General features: G+C 67.7%; 14 protein-coding genes. 3 read left to right on the top strand and 11 right to left on the bottom strand.

Features of this window, described 5'->3' with window-relative positions; all coding sequences use genetic code 11:
* Positions 1-97: 97 nt before the first annotated feature.
* From ACY48M_RS08210 to ACY48M_RS08195, 4 genes are read right to left on the bottom strand one after another with little or no spacing between them, the layout of a single operon-like run.
* A complete protein-coding gene (locus ACY48M_RS08210) occupies positions 98-952 on the bottom strand; it encodes an aldehyde dehydrogenase family protein (RefSeq protein ID WP_462819778.1) in 855 nt (284 codons plus the stop codon).
* Complete coding sequence (locus ACY48M_RS08205) at positions 952-2,463, bottom strand: aldehyde dehydrogenase family protein (RefSeq protein ID WP_462819777.1); 1,512 nt, start codon at positions 2,461-2,463, stop codon at positions 952-954. Before ACY48M_RS08205 ends, ACY48M_RS08210 begins: the two co-directional genes overlap by 1 nt.
* Positions 2,464-2,523: 60 nt before the next feature.
* Positions 2,524-3,552 (bottom strand): deoxyribose-phosphate aldolase, encoded by a 1,029-nt coding sequence (deoC, locus tag ACY48M_RS08200; RefSeq protein WP_462819776.1) that lies wholly within the window; start codon positions 3,550-3,552, stop codon positions 2,524-2,526.
* On the bottom strand, positions 3,542-4,537 hold the full coding sequence (locus ACY48M_RS08195) for a sugar-binding transcriptional regulator (RefSeq protein ID WP_462819775.1): 996 nt from the start codon (positions 4,535-4,537) through the stop codon (positions 3,542-3,544). Before ACY48M_RS08195 ends, deoC begins: the two co-directional genes overlap by 11 nt.
* A 152-nt stretch (positions 4,538-4,689) precedes the next feature.
* Between ACY48M_RS08195 and ACY48M_RS08190 the strand changes: the two genes are divergently transcribed.
* Positions 4,690-5,604 carry an ROK family protein gene (locus ACY48M_RS08190; protein WP_462819774.1) on the top strand — a complete coding sequence of 305 codons (915 nt, stop codon included), beginning with the start codon at positions 4,690-4,692 and terminating at the stop codon, positions 5,602-5,604.
* Here ACY48M_RS08190 and ACY48M_RS08185 read toward each other — a convergent pair.
* Genes ACY48M_RS08185 through truB form a run of 5 tightly spaced genes read right to left on the bottom strand, consistent with a single transcriptional unit; the run spans position 5,545 to position 9,556 of the window.
* Positions 5,545-6,849, bottom strand: a complete 1,305-nt coding sequence (locus ACY48M_RS08185; protein ID WP_462819773.1) for an MFS transporter — start codon at positions 6,847-6,849, stop codon at positions 5,545-5,547. The two genes, ACY48M_RS08190 and ACY48M_RS08185, sit on opposite strands and share 60 nt — an antisense overlap.
* The gene (locus tag ACY48M_RS08180; protein ID WP_462819772.1) at positions 6,846-7,790 is read right to left on the bottom strand and encodes a bifunctional riboflavin kinase/FAD synthetase; all 945 of its coding nucleotides are present in this window, start codon (positions 7,788-7,790) and stop codon (positions 6,846-6,848) included. The genes ACY48M_RS08185 and ACY48M_RS08180 overlap by 4 nt, the downstream gene beginning before the upstream one ends.
* Positions 7,791-7,792: 2 nt before the next feature.
* Complete coding sequence (locus ACY48M_RS08175; protein WP_462819771.1) at positions 7,793-8,230, bottom strand: hypothetical protein; 438 nt, start codon at positions 8,228-8,230, stop codon at positions 7,793-7,795.
* Positions 8,231-8,253: 23 nt separating this feature from the next.
* Entirely contained in the window at positions 8,254-8,622 is a 369-nt protein-coding gene (locus tag ACY48M_RS08170) for a hypothetical protein (protein WP_462819770.1), read from the bottom strand.
* Between the two features lie 13 nt (positions 8,623-8,635).
* A complete protein-coding gene (gene truB, locus ACY48M_RS08165) occupies positions 8,636-9,556 on the bottom strand; it encodes a tRNA pseudouridine(55) synthase TruB (RefSeq protein ID WP_462819769.1) in 921 nt (306 codons plus the stop codon).
* Between the two features lie 42 nt (positions 9,557-9,598).
* On the opposite strand from truB, the gene ACY48M_RS08160 reads away from it, so the two are divergent.
* Entirely contained in the window at positions 9,599-10,651 is a 1,053-nt protein-coding gene (locus ACY48M_RS08160; RefSeq protein WP_462819768.1) for a ketopantoate reductase family protein, read from the top strand.
* Positions 10,652-10,653: 2 nt separating this feature from the next.
* On the opposite strand, the gene glsA is transcribed toward ACY48M_RS08160, so the two are convergent.
* Positions 10,654-11,604, bottom strand: coding sequence for a glutaminase A (gene glsA, locus ACY48M_RS08155; protein ID WP_462819767.1), 951 nt, complete (start codon positions 11,602-11,604; stop codon positions 10,654-10,656).
* Between the two features lie 115 nt (positions 11,605-11,719).
* Between glsA and ACY48M_RS08150 the strand changes: the two genes are divergently transcribed.
* Positions 11,720-12,586: an HhH-GPD family protein gene (locus ACY48M_RS08150; RefSeq protein ID WP_462819766.1), complete on the top strand. Its 867-nt coding sequence runs from the start codon at positions 11,720-11,722 to the stop codon at positions 12,584-12,586.
* Between the two features lie 8 nt (positions 12,587-12,594).
* Here the strand turns inward: ACY48M_RS08150 and rbfA are convergent, their stop codons facing one another.
* Positions 12,595-13,035, bottom strand: a complete 441-nt coding sequence (rbfA, locus tag ACY48M_RS08145) for a 30S ribosome-binding factor RbfA (RefSeq protein WP_462819765.1) — start codon at positions 13,033-13,035, stop codon at positions 12,595-12,597.
* Positions 13,036-13,083 lie beyond the last annotated feature (48 nt).

Below are 13,083 nucleotides of genomic sequence, written 5' to 3'. Positions count from 1 at the left end.
TCCACATAGGTGCCCCAAGACCGTTGAACGGGAAACGACCTTACTCGACCGATCGGCACGCTGTCTGTGTATTGCCCGAAGTCGCGCGGCCTCCCGGTCAGATGAGCGACTTCGTATGCCAGACCGTCTTCGTCTCCGTGAAGAAGACAACCCGCTCGAGCGCGGGCGCAGGAATCCCATTCTCAGGCCGTCGCACCCGCTTGAGGGTATCGGCCGCGGCGATCTCAAGATCAACCCAATCGAGGCTGCCCGCGCCGGCAAGATCAATCGCATTGACGTCGGCGTGACTCGCGAGCCACGGTGCAACCTCGGCCGCTGAACCGGTGAGCACATTGACGACACCGCCGGAAACGTCGCTCGTCGCGAGCACCTCGGCGAGGCTGATCGCACTCATGGGGTGACGCTCGCTCGCGAGCACGACGACAGCGTTGCCAGCGACGAGCGCGGGGGCCACGACACTCGCGAGACCGAGCAACGACGACTCCTGCGGCGCGACGATCGCAACGACGCCCGTGGGTTCGGGCACGGAGAGGTTGAAGTACGGGCCACTCACGGCGTTGCCGTTGCCCGCGACCTGGCCATACTTGTCGGCCCACCCCGCGTACCAGACCCAGACGTCGATCGCGGCATCGACCTGACGCCCGGCATCCGCCGTCGACGCACCCTCCGACCGCACGATCTCGTCGACGAACTGCGCGCGGCGGCCCTCGAGGAGTTCGGCGATGCGGTAGAGCACCTGACCGCGGTTGTACCCGGTCGCACCGGCCCAGCCGTCGTGCGCCTTGCGGGCTGCCACGACGGCGTCGCGCGCATCCTTGCGGGATGCCTTCGCGGCGTTCGCGAGGAACTCACCCTTCGCGGTCTCGACGGCGTAGGTGCGCCCGGACTCACTCCGCGGGAACTTGCCGCCGATGTAGAGCTTGTAGGTCTTGGGAATGCTGAGGTGCGACATCACTTGACGCCCTTCCTGGTCGACTTCTTCGAGGTGGGGAGCGCCTGGGCCGGCGAGGTGACGGCCGCGTCCCACCCGGAGGACTCGAGGTAGGCGGCGAGGCCGTGACGCCCGCCCTCGCGGCCGTAGCCCGACTCCTTGTAGCCGCCGAATGGGCTCGCTGGGTCGAACTGGTTGAACGTGTTGGCCCAGACGACACCGGCGCGCAGCTTATCGGCGACCGCGAGGATGCGGCTGCCCTTGTCGCTCCAGATGCCGGCGGAGAGCCCGTACGGCGTGTTGTTCGCCTTCGCGATCGCCTCGGCGGGCGTGCGGAACGTCAGCACCGAGAGCACGGGGCCGAAGATCTCGTCACGTGCGATGCGGTGACTCTGCGACACGTTCGTGAAGATCGTCGGCGCGAACCAGAAGCCCTTCTGCGGCAGCTCGCATGCGGGAGACCAGCGTTCGGCGCCCTCCTGCTCGCCGATCGCACTCAACTCGCGGATGCGCTCGAGCTGCGCACGCGAGTTGATGGCACCGACATCCGTGTTCTTGTCGAGCGGATCGCCGACCCGGAGCGTCGAGAGGCGTGCCTTGAGCCGGTCGACGACGTCGTCATGGATGTTCTCCTGCACGAGGAGCCTGCTGCCGGCGCAGCACACGTGACCCTGATTGAAGAAGATCCCGTTGACGATGCCCTCGACCGCCTGGTCGATGGGCGCGTCGTCGAACACGATGTTGGCGGCCTTGCCGCCGAGCTCGAGCGTGAGCTTCTTCGCCGTACCGGCGGTCGAGCGCGCGATGGCCCTGCCGACCGCGGTCGAGCCCGTGAAGGCGACCTTGTTGACATCGGGATGATTCACGAGCGCGGCTCCCGTGTCGCCGGCCCCCGTGATGATGTTCACGACCCCCGGCGGCAACTCGGCCTGCTGCAGGATCTCGGCGAAGATGAGCGCCGAGAGCGGCGTGGTCTCCGCGGGCTTGATCACGACGGTGTTGCCCGCCGCGAGGGCCGGGGCGATCTTCCACGCGAGCATGAGCAGCGGGAAGTTCCACGGGATGACCTGGGCGGCGACACCGAGCGCGCGCGGGTTCGGTCCGAGCCCCGCATGATCGAGCTTGTCCGCCCAGCCGGCGTAGTAGAAGAACCACGCGGCCACGAGGGGCACATCGACATCGCGACTCTCCTTGATGGGCTTGCCGTTGTCGAGGCTTTCGGCGACGGCGAGTTCGCGTGCCCGTTCCTGCACGAGTCGCGCGATGCGGAAGAGGTACTTGCCGCGGTCGGAGCCCGACATGCGGGACCAGGTCGAGTCGTAGGCCGTGCGGGCCGCGGCGACGGCACGGTCGACATCCGCGGCGTTCGCGCTCGCGATATCGGCGATGTGCGCCTCGGTCGCTGGCGAGATGGTGGCGAAACCTTCACCGCGTCCGTCGACGAACTCGCCGTCGATGAAGAGACCGTAGGCGTCGCGGAGGTTGAGGATGCTCGTCGATTCGGGAGCGGGGGCGTATTCGAGGAAGTTCATTGTGATCCTTGTTTGAGGTTTCGATACCGCCCTGGCGGGCGTACTCAACCGGCGGAAGTCTTAGGCGACGGTGACGTAGTCGGGGCCCGAGTAGTGGCCGGTAGCGAGCTTCTGTCGTTGCAGCAGCACATCGTTGAGCAGGCTTGAGGCGCCGAAGCGGAAGAGGTGCGGTTGCAACCACTCCTCGCCGACGACCTCGGCGACCGCGACGAGGTACTTGATGGCATCCTTCGTCGTGCTGATGCCGCCGGCGGGCTTCACTCCGACGCGTTCGCCCGTAAGTCGATGCCAGTCGCGAACGACCTCAAGCATGCTCACCGTGACCGGAAGCGTCGCGGCGGGCTGCACCTTGCCCGTGCTCGTCTTAATGAAGTCGCCCCCGGCAAGGATTGACAGCCAGGATGCCCGGCGCACGTTGTCGTAGGTGCCCAGCTCACCCGTCTCAAGGATGACCTTGAGTTGCGCGTAGCTGCCATCCGCCTTGCGGCACGCCTCCTTCACGGCAACAATCTGGTCGAACACGAGCCCGTAGCGGCCGGAAAGGAACGCGCCCCGGTCGATGACCATGTCGATCTCGTCGGCGCCGGCGGCCACTGCGTCGCTCGTGTCGGCGATCTTGACGGCGAGCGACGAGCGCCCGCTCGGAAACGCGGTGGCGACGGCCGCGATAGCGATGCCACCGTCATCCGGATCGCCGTGATTCGCTCCGAGCGCGGCGACGGCGTCTGGAACCATGTCGCCGTAAACGCAGACGGCGGCGACCCGCGGCGTGGTGGGCTCGGCAGGGTCAGGCGTGACAGCCTTCGAGACGAGCGAGTGGACTTTGCCCGGGGTGTCGGCGCCCTCGAGCGTCGTGAGGTCGATGAGGGAGATGATCTTGTCGATCGCCCACACCTTCGACGTCGTCTTGATCGATCGCGACCCAAGCGAGGCGGCCCGCGCCTCAAGGCCGACGGCGTCGACCCCCGGGATGCCATCGAGATAGCGCTTGAGGCTCGACTCGGTGAGGTCGGAACCGATGAGTCGCACCGCCCGCTCGGCCGGGGCGAGGGCGAGGGCGACGGCCTTCGTGGAGGTGTCAGGCGACATGGTGTGCTCCTGCTTTGTAGCGTTCATGAGCGTGGGCTGATGGGGTGTCGTGGGTGAGCGCGGTCGCGGTCGCCTCGTCGGTGACGATGACCGAGCAGAGCCCGCTTGAGACGACTGCGCGGGCGATCGGATGCTTCGCCTCTCCCGCGATGACGAGCACCGACGTGGTCGCGGCACGCAACACGTCGTGCCCGATGCCGACCGTGCGCGCATCAAGGACCGGGTCGACGATGGCACCGGAGGCGTCGATAAAGCGGCCGACGACGTCGCCGACGGCGCCGCGGTGGACGAGCTCGTCGACATCGGTGCCCGTGAGATAGCCGCTGTCAACGAGCACGCTGCTCTCGCCAGCGACACCGGCACTGAAGAGGAAGGCCGTCGCGCTGCTCGCGAGCTGCATGACGCCAGCGACGGTGCGGTCGGACTCGATCGCGGCCTTCGTGGCGGCGTGCTCAAGAATGGCGGGGCTCGGCAGCAGAATGGCCTGCCCGCCAGCCTTCTGCGCGATCATGGCTGCGGTTGAGGCCGCGCTGCCGGCATCACTCCCGGGCGTTGCGCTGAGGGAGATCCCGCCGTTGATCTGCACGACGCGCACCTCGTTGGCCCAGCCGATCGTGAGCCTATCGGCGACCGCGCTCAAAGTGCGACCCCAGCTGATGCCGAGCACGCGCGGCACAGGCCGGAGTGCCGCGAGGTAGTCGGCGGCGGCACGGGCCACGCTCGCCTGCGCCTCGTGATCGTCTGCCGCGGGCACGACGATGGCGTCGTTGAGCCCGAAGCGCTCGCGAAGCAGGCGCTCAAGGCCGAGTCGGCGGGCACGGGGGTGCACGATCTCGATGCGGACGATGCCGCGCTCTCGCGCTTTGGCGAGGAGTCGGCCGACCTTCCACCGTGTAGTGCGGAGGAGTGCGCCGATCTCATCCTGCGTCTTGCCGTCTTCGTAGTAGAGCTCGGCGGCGCGCACCATGAGGAGTTCATCAGTCATGTTCGCGGCACTCTCCCTTCGGGCGCGTCGGCCTCACGCAAGGCTACGCGCCCGTCGCGACCGCTACAACATCCGTAGCTCTTTCTGCTCATATGAGCACAGGCTCCTGTCGGAGCAGTGCCCGCGCGGCAGGCGAACGCTACGCTGACGCCATGGCAGTAGCCCTCGCCGTCGACTTCGGCGGCACCAAAGTCGAGGCGGCCCTCATCGATAGCGACGGCCGCATCATCGACTCGAGTCGACACCGGATGCCGACCGGCGCCGCAGCCTCATCATCCAAACTCATCGAGGCCGTCGAACGGACCGCGGGTGCGGCACTCGCAGCGCTCCCCCGCCATGAGACGCTCCTCGGCGTCGGAATCGGCAGCGCCGGCCCCATCGACGCCCCTGGCGGCCTCGTCAGCCCACTCAATGTGCCGGCATGGCGCGGGCATCCCCTCCGAACCCAACTCGAAGCCATCGTGCCCGACGTGCCGGTACGCCTCGAAATGGACGGCCTCTGCATCGCCATCGCCGAGCACTGGATCGGCGCAACGCGCAACACCGACACCAGCATGGGCATGGTCGTCTCAACAGGCATCGGCGGCGGACTCATTCTCGGCGGTAGGCCAAGCCCCGGCCCCTCGGGGAACGCCGGCCACATCGGCCACGTCGAGGTCGGTGGCTTCGACGACCGCTGTGCGTGCGGCGGCACCGGATGCCTCGAAGCCATCGCCTCCGGACCCAACACGGTCTCCTGGGCCAGACGCGAGGGCTGGAGCGGTCGCACAGGCGAGGATCTCGCCGCCGACCACGCGGCGGGGCACCCCGTCGCCCGTGCCGCCGTTGAGCGTTGCGGCCACGCCATCGGTCGTGCCATCGCCTCGGCCACGGCGCTGTGCGACCTCGAAGCCGTCGCGATCGGCGGCGGCTTCAGCCGTGTGGCTCCCGCGCTCTTCGATCACATCCGCGACGGCCAGCACTCACGGGCGGAGTGGGACTTCATCGCCAAAGTGCGCGTGCTGCCGTCAGGCCTCTCCGGCGACGGGCCCCTCATCGGTGCGGCCGCCCTCATCCACCGCGCCTGACCCGCGCCCGCGCTGCATCCTCGCGAGGTCGTCCTCGAGCATGACGGGGTGCCGCAACTGCCAGCCAACAATGATTGTCGCGAGGGCCGTCGCGATGAGGTAGTAGAGGGGCAGATCCCAGCCACCACTCACATCGTGAAGCAGGGCAAACAGGAATGGCCCGAATCCCGCGACCGAATACCCGACCCCCTGCGCAAACCCGCTCAGCGCGACAGAGCCCTCCTGCGTGCGCGTGCGCAGGTTGATGAGCGTGAGCGAGAGAGGGAACGTAATCGCACCAGAACCCGCAATCACAACCCACACCCACGGTGCCGCCGTCGGCGCCACGAGCAAGCCCGTGTATCCGAGCACAAAAAACAGGATGCCCGCAAACAGCAGCGTCGACACATTGCGGAGGCGAGCGGCGAGCACAGGGATCACCAGCGCCGCCGGCACACCGATGAGGGCATACACCCCGAGCATCGCGCCCGCTTCGGCCCGGCTCACCCCCGCCGTCTCGACGAGGAGCAGCGGCAGCCACGCGAACGCCGAATAGACGTGCGCCGACGAAAGCGCAAAGGTGAGGGCCACCGCCCAGGCCACCTTCGAACGCCAAATGCCCGGCGGGATGCGGGGTGCCGCAAGCGGAGCGCTCGACCCATCACCCGCGAGCGCACGCCGGTGCCGCACCAGGATGACCGCCCAGGGCACGAGACACACGACGGCCGCGACGGCCCACACAGCGAGCGAGAACCGCCAGCCAGAAGCATCCGTCACCGGGGCGGCGACCGACGACGGCACCGCGGCGCTCAGCGAGACGAGGCTGACATAGATCGCCGTGACAAGGCCGATGCGGTCGGCAAAATAGCGTTTGACGAGGGGAGGCAACAGCACATTGCCGATGCCGGCACCCGCGAGCGCGATGACCGTGCCGAGGAGGAGCACCCAGAAGGACGGGCTGGATGCCCGCAGCACGTGCCCGACGATCATCGCGATGATCGAAATGAAGAGCAGACGCTCGATGCCAACTCGCCTCGCGATGGCGGCACCGAAGAGCGCCGAAGCGGCAAACGCGATCGGCGGGACGGTGCCGAGGATGCCGAGCTCAATCGACCCGAGCGACACGTCCTCTGCGATATCGCCCGCGATGGGGGCGATGGCCGACACCGCGGTGCGAACGTTGAACGCGACGAGCACAATGCCGAGAAGAGCGGCAGTGCGACCTGCCCACAGAGGCAATGGCGCGCGCTGCCCCGTGGTGGTCACGGCGACGACGGGAGCGCAAGCACCCGCCGCGTGTCGGCCACATCGCGACCGAGCTGCTCGATGAGCGCCTCAATCGTCGTGTACTTGACCATGCCCCGAAGCCGCTCGATGAACGCAATCTCGACGGTCTTGCCATAGAGATCGATGTCCTGATCGAGCACGTAGGCCTCGACCTGGCGCTCCGGCACCCCCGTGAACGTCGGATTGTTGCCAACCGAAATCGCCGCGGGGTAGGTTGTGCCATCGACAGTCAGGGTGCCGGCGTAGATGCCATCGGCGGGGATAAGCCCCTCAGCGCCCGGCCTGAGATTCGCGGTCGGAAAGCCCAGCTCACGGCCCCGCCGCTCCCCCGGAACAACAACCGACCGCACTTTTGCCGGCGTGCCGAGCAGTTCGGCAGCCTTCGCGACGTCACCCTCCGCGAGCGCCTCACGAATCCACGTCGACGAAGCCCGGCGGCCCTCGCTCGCCCGAACGTCCTCGACCAAGCGCACGTCGAAGCCGTGCAGGCGGCCGGCCGCTTCGAGTGACGCGAACCTGCCCCCGCCCCGATGGCCGTATCCGAAGTCCCTGCCGACAAAGACCGTGCGAACGTGCAGCGCCCCGACGAGCACGCGCTCGACAAACTCCTCTGGGCGCAGCTCTGCAAACTCCGCATCGAACGAGAGGAGCAGGGTTGCAGCGACACCGGCGTCAGCAAGCCGCTCCACCTTCTGTTGCGTGCTGCTCAGCGCCTCGGGAGCGCGCGGAGGGTCAAGCAGGGCAAGCGGATGCCGGTCGAACGTCACGACCGTCGGCACGAGTGATTCTTGCTTCGAGATGGTCAACAGTTCGGCAATCACGGCGCGATGACCGGCATGCACGCCATCGAACTTGCCGATCGTGACGGCACTCGGGCCGAAATCGCTCGGCACCTCAGCGAGGGAACGGAAAAGCTCCATGATCACCCCACCTCTGCCGAAGCATCCGCCGACACCGAAGCAGGCTCGCGTCGCCTCGCCAGCCACAGCAGCCCGAGAATCGGGAGCACGAGCGGGATAAACGCGTAGCCAGCACCAAACCACGACCAGACGGAGGGGTGGTCGAAGAGATCCGGCACCATGAGGCTGAGTGTGCCGACTGTGAGAACGCCACCAAGCTCAAAAATGATTGCGATGAGCGCGACGCGATACCAGAACGGCCCGCGCCCGAGCAGCGCTGCGGTCGCCGCAATGTAGACCACCCCGGCCACCGCCGACAGCGAGTATGCGAGGGGTGCCTCATCGAAGCGCTCAATGATCTGCACGGCCGACCGTGCCGTCGCCGCCAGCGCGAGCAGCGCGTAGACAGCGATCAGCACGCGACCAACGCCGACCGCGCGCGAAGAAGAATTGGGAGACATCACCTCAAGATTAGGCGATCGACTCAGCCACCCTGCACGAACCAAATCTCGTGCATGCGCCACACCATCACCGCGACCGACAGGCAGACAACCCCGAGGATGACGTTGCTCCAGCGATTTCGCTCCACCAGCGCCCAGAATGCGGCGAGCGGGGGCAACAGCACCGCCGAAATGAGGTAGGTCCAGAATTCGAGCAGGCTTCCGGTCGCGATGTTGCCGACGGCCGGTGCGATGAGCGAGACGACAACCTGGCCGAGAAGCAGCACAAAGACGACGACGCTCGAACCGAGCGTGAAATCGTTGGGCAGCTTGCCGATGAGCCCGACAACGACGCAGAAGAGCCCCGCCGCGACCGCGACCACAATCTGGAGCATCGTGAACCATTCGACCATGCTCACAATCCTTTCAGGAACCGGTCGGAAAATTGACCAGCACGCGAGCCATGCCATCGTCGATTGCCACCAGCCCCACGAGGTGCCCATCGGGCGCAATGACCGCGATCGGGCCATCACCCGCACCCGCGCCGGGGTCGACAGCGACGCGACGGCCGTGCTCGAGCGACCGCACCGTTTCGGCGTCGACCTCGACGGTGGGCAGAATCGCCCCGGCCACGGCCGCCGGATCACGCACGAGCGGCACGATATCGACATCGACCCCACGCTCCGGCATCACGAGGGCGTCGTCGACCGAGAACGGACCGACCCTCGTGCGGCGGAGTGCCGTGAGGTGGCCGCCAACACCGAGCGAGGCCCCCAGGTCACGCGCGAGAGCCCGAATGTACGTGCCCGAGGAACACACCACGCGAACATCGAGATCGACCGCACCGTCGGCGATGCGCACGGGGCCGAGCAGGTCAAACGCCGAGATCATGACGGAGCGGGACGCGAGCTCAACCTCCTCGCCGGCCCTTGCGAGCGCATACGCTCGCTTGCCGCCGACCTTGATGGCACTCACCGTGCTCGGAACCTGGGCGATGGACCCCGTGAGCTCCGCGATACCCGCAGCGATAGCCGCCGGATCGATGGCTGAGGCATCCGTCACCGAGACAATCTCGCCCTCAGCATCGTCGCTCACGGTCGCGACGCCGAGTCGGATGGTCGCCGTGTACTCCTTGTCGAGGCCGACCAAATAGGTGAGCAGACGCGTCGAACTGTTGATGCCGAGAAGCAACAGCCCCGTCGCCATGGGGTCAAGGGTTCCCGCATGGCCGACCTTGCGCGTGCCAGCGAGCCGCCGGGTGCGCGCAACGGCATCGTGGCTCGTGATGCCCTGGGGCTTGTCGACGAGCAAGATGCCCGACAGTGCGGCGTGGTCGGCGGTACTCATCACACGACAACGCTACCCGGCCAGGCGGCCTAGGCTTGGCCCATGCGGATCGCGGTGATCGGTGCCGGCGCCATGGGAGGCGTCATCGCGGCATTGCTCGACCGTGCGGGGCACGACGTCGAAGTGACCGCACGCGGGGCCGGCCTCGACGCAATCCGGCAGCACGGCATCCGGCTCTCTGGCGCGTGGGGCGACCACGTCGCCACCGTTGTGGCCGGCACGACCCTCACGGCGCGCCCCGAGCTCGCCATCGTCGCGACCAAGGCGATGGATGCCGCGGCCGCCGTGCGAGCGAATGCGACACACCTCGACGGCGCCCCCATCATCGTGCTGCAGAACGGCATGGGTGGGCTCGAAGCGGTCGCCGCCGAGCTCCCCCGCTCGGCGACGATCGGCGCACTCTCGCTCATCGCCGCGACCTACCGTGGCCCCGGCGACGTCGCCGTCACGACGGCGGCCGGCACCTGGCTCGGCGTCATCGACGGTGTCGGGCACGGCAGTGACCTCGACGTCGCCCGCGCGGCAGCGAACGTGCTCGCGCAAGCGATCCCCGTCACCGTCGTCGAAGGCTTCGCTGGCGCCCGCTGGACCAAACTCATCATCAATCAGCTCAACGCCCTGCCCGCCGTGACGGAGCTCAGCGTGCAGCAGGTCATCGACCACGACGGTCTGCGCCGCTGCATGGCTGCGAGCATGCGCGAGGCCGCCACCGTCGCCCTCGCCGGCGGAACCCGGTTCGTCGAGATCAACGGGGTCACCCACGAGCAGCTCGCCGCGCTCGCGGGCGGCACCATCGCCCAAGCGGAATCGCTGCCACGCCAGCTGCGCGACTATCTCGGCGACGTGCCCAACCCTGGCTCGACCTTGCAAAGCATCCGTCGCGGCCAAGCAAGCGAGATCGACCATCTCAATGGTGCCGTCGTCGCGGCCGGGAAGGCCGCCGGCGTGCCAACCCCGGTCAACGCGGCCCTCGTGCAACTCGTGCACGACGTCGAGGTGACGGGCGCACACCGCGGCGCGGAAGAGACCGTGGCGGCGCTTCGCCCGCTCATCGGTGACGGGGTGCCGCAGAGCGCTGGACCAACTGGCCGCTGAGGCTACTCCGCGCTGAGCTCCCGAGCGAAAACGTGCAGGCCGAGGTCGTCGGAGAGCTGCTCACACGCGAGCACGCCCCGCACACTGTTGCCGACCTCATCGAGCGGAGGGCTATACACGCCGATGCCGAAGCTGCCCTGCACCGAGGCGATGAGCCCACCGGAGACCCCCGACTTCGCCGGAAGCCCCACCCGACGCAGCCACTCCCCCGAACCGTCGTACATGCCGCACGTCGCCATGACGCTGAGCACGTCGGTTACGACGCGCGTCGGCACGACCTGTTCGCCCGTCATCGGGTTGCAGCCGCCCAACGCGAGCGTCGCGCCCATGATGGCGAGCACCTCCGCGTCGACGACGATGGAGCATGCCGCTGCATACACTTCGAGCGCGTCATCGACATCGACATGCAGGGTTCCGGCTGACCGCATGAGATACCCGAGCGCGCGATTGCGATCGCCATTGAGCTCCTCCGACAGGGCAACCTCCCCATCGACCCGCAGCTCACGCCCCGCGAACCCGGAAAGACCGGCGACGATGCGCGCAAGACGCTCATCGGGCCCATCACCATCGACAAGACTCGCGGTGAGGAGGGCACCGGCGTTCACCAGAGGGTTCGGTGGGCGGCCAGTGTCGCCCTCGAGCCTCACGGCGTCAAAGGCCTCGCCCGTCGGTTCCGTGCCGACTCGATCCACCACATTGTCGTAGTCATCGCAGAGGGCAAGCGCATAGACAAATGGCTTCACGGCCGACTGCAGCGAAAACTCGGCAGTCGCGTCGCCCACCGACCGCAGCGTGCCATCGGCAAAGGCAAATGCGATGCCGAATGACGACGGATCGGCCTTCGCGAGCTGAGGGATGCTGTCATCGACTTCGCCCTCCTCACTCGATCGCAGGCGGTCGAGGAGCGCCTCGAGATCGTAGTCGGCGGCGCGATGCGCAATCGGATTCGGCATGAGGCCAGTCAAGCACCGGATGCCGAGTCGCAGCAGTGCACGAGCACAGCAGTGCAGCGCAGCACGGCAACGTTTGGCATCGAGCATCCGCGCCGCCGCGTCAATCTAGGCTTGCATGGTGACCATCAGCAGCGCCGTGAACGAGTGGTTCGCCGTGCACGGACGCGACCTGCCGTGGCGGGCGCCAGGCTTCACGCCGTGGGGCAGCCTGGTGAGCGAAATCATGCTGCAGCAGACGCAGGTGGCGCGGGTGATTCCCCGTCTTGCACAGTGGCTCGAGCGGTGGCCAACACCGTCTGCGCTCGCCGCATCGCCGGCCGGTGATGCCGTCCGCGCCTGGGATCGCCTCGGTTACCCGCGCAGGGCCCTCGCGTTGCACGCCGCCGCCACCGCCATCACGGAGCGGCACGGTGGCATTGTGCCCCACGACGTCGACGAGCTGCTCGCCCTGCCGGGGGTCGGTGACTACACGGCACGGGCGGTCGCCGTCTTCGCCTACGGTCAGCGGCATCCCGTCGTCGACACCAATGTGCGTCGCGTCATCGCCCGCGCGATCGGCGGACACGCGCAGGCAGGCCCCCCATCGACGCGGCGCGATCTCGCGGCGATGGAAGCACTCCTGCCAGCGGATGTCGCGGCATCCTGCATCACGAACGCCGCCGTCATGGAGCTTGGCGCCATCGCGTGCACCGCGAGGGCACCGCGCTGCGACGACTGCCCGCTTCGCATGCAGTGCGCATGGCGGGCCGCAGGGTACCCCGACTATGCAGGGCCGAAGGCGCGGGGGCAAGCGCGCTTCGAGGGCAGCGACCGCCAAGTGCGCGGCATTGTCATGCGCGAGCTTCGAGCCGCCGACATTCCCGTCGGCGAAGCAGAGCTTGCGCCGCTGTGGCCGGATGCTGCACAGCTCGAGCGCGCCGTGCGCGGTCTCGAGCGCGACGGTCTCATCGTGCGGGTCGACGGCGGCTACGAGCTGCCGTAGGCGAAACGCTAGTCCTCGTCGTCGCCGATCACGCGGGGCTTGACGTACGGGTCTTCGTCGCCCGCATAGCGCGCCGACGCCTTCTGCTGTTCAATCTCGGTGTCGCGCTTGCGCGCCTCCGCCAGCAGATCCTCGATGTGCTTCGCGTTCTCCGGCACGGCATCGGCGATGAACTCGAGCGACGGGGTGAGCCGCGAGGTCAGGTTCTTGCCAACCTCGGTGCGCAGCATCCCGGTCGCCGATTTCAGGGCGGCAGCCGAATCGGTGCGCTCCTCGTCGGTGCCGTAGACGGTGTAGAAGATGCTCGCGTGCTGCAGGTCACCCGTGACGCGCACGTCGGTGATCGTGACAAAGCCAAGTCTCGGGTCGCGAAGCCCGCGCTCAAGTCGGCGCGCGACGATCTGCTTGATGTGGTCGGCCATGCGTGCCGCCCGTGTCGGATCGACCATTGACATTCCTCTTTCGTGCTGTGTGGAAGGGGACGGGGGCCGCCAGGC

Source organism: Homoserinimonas flava (assembly GCF_054969005.1).
This window is presented reverse-complemented; position numbering and strand designations above follow the sequence as displayed.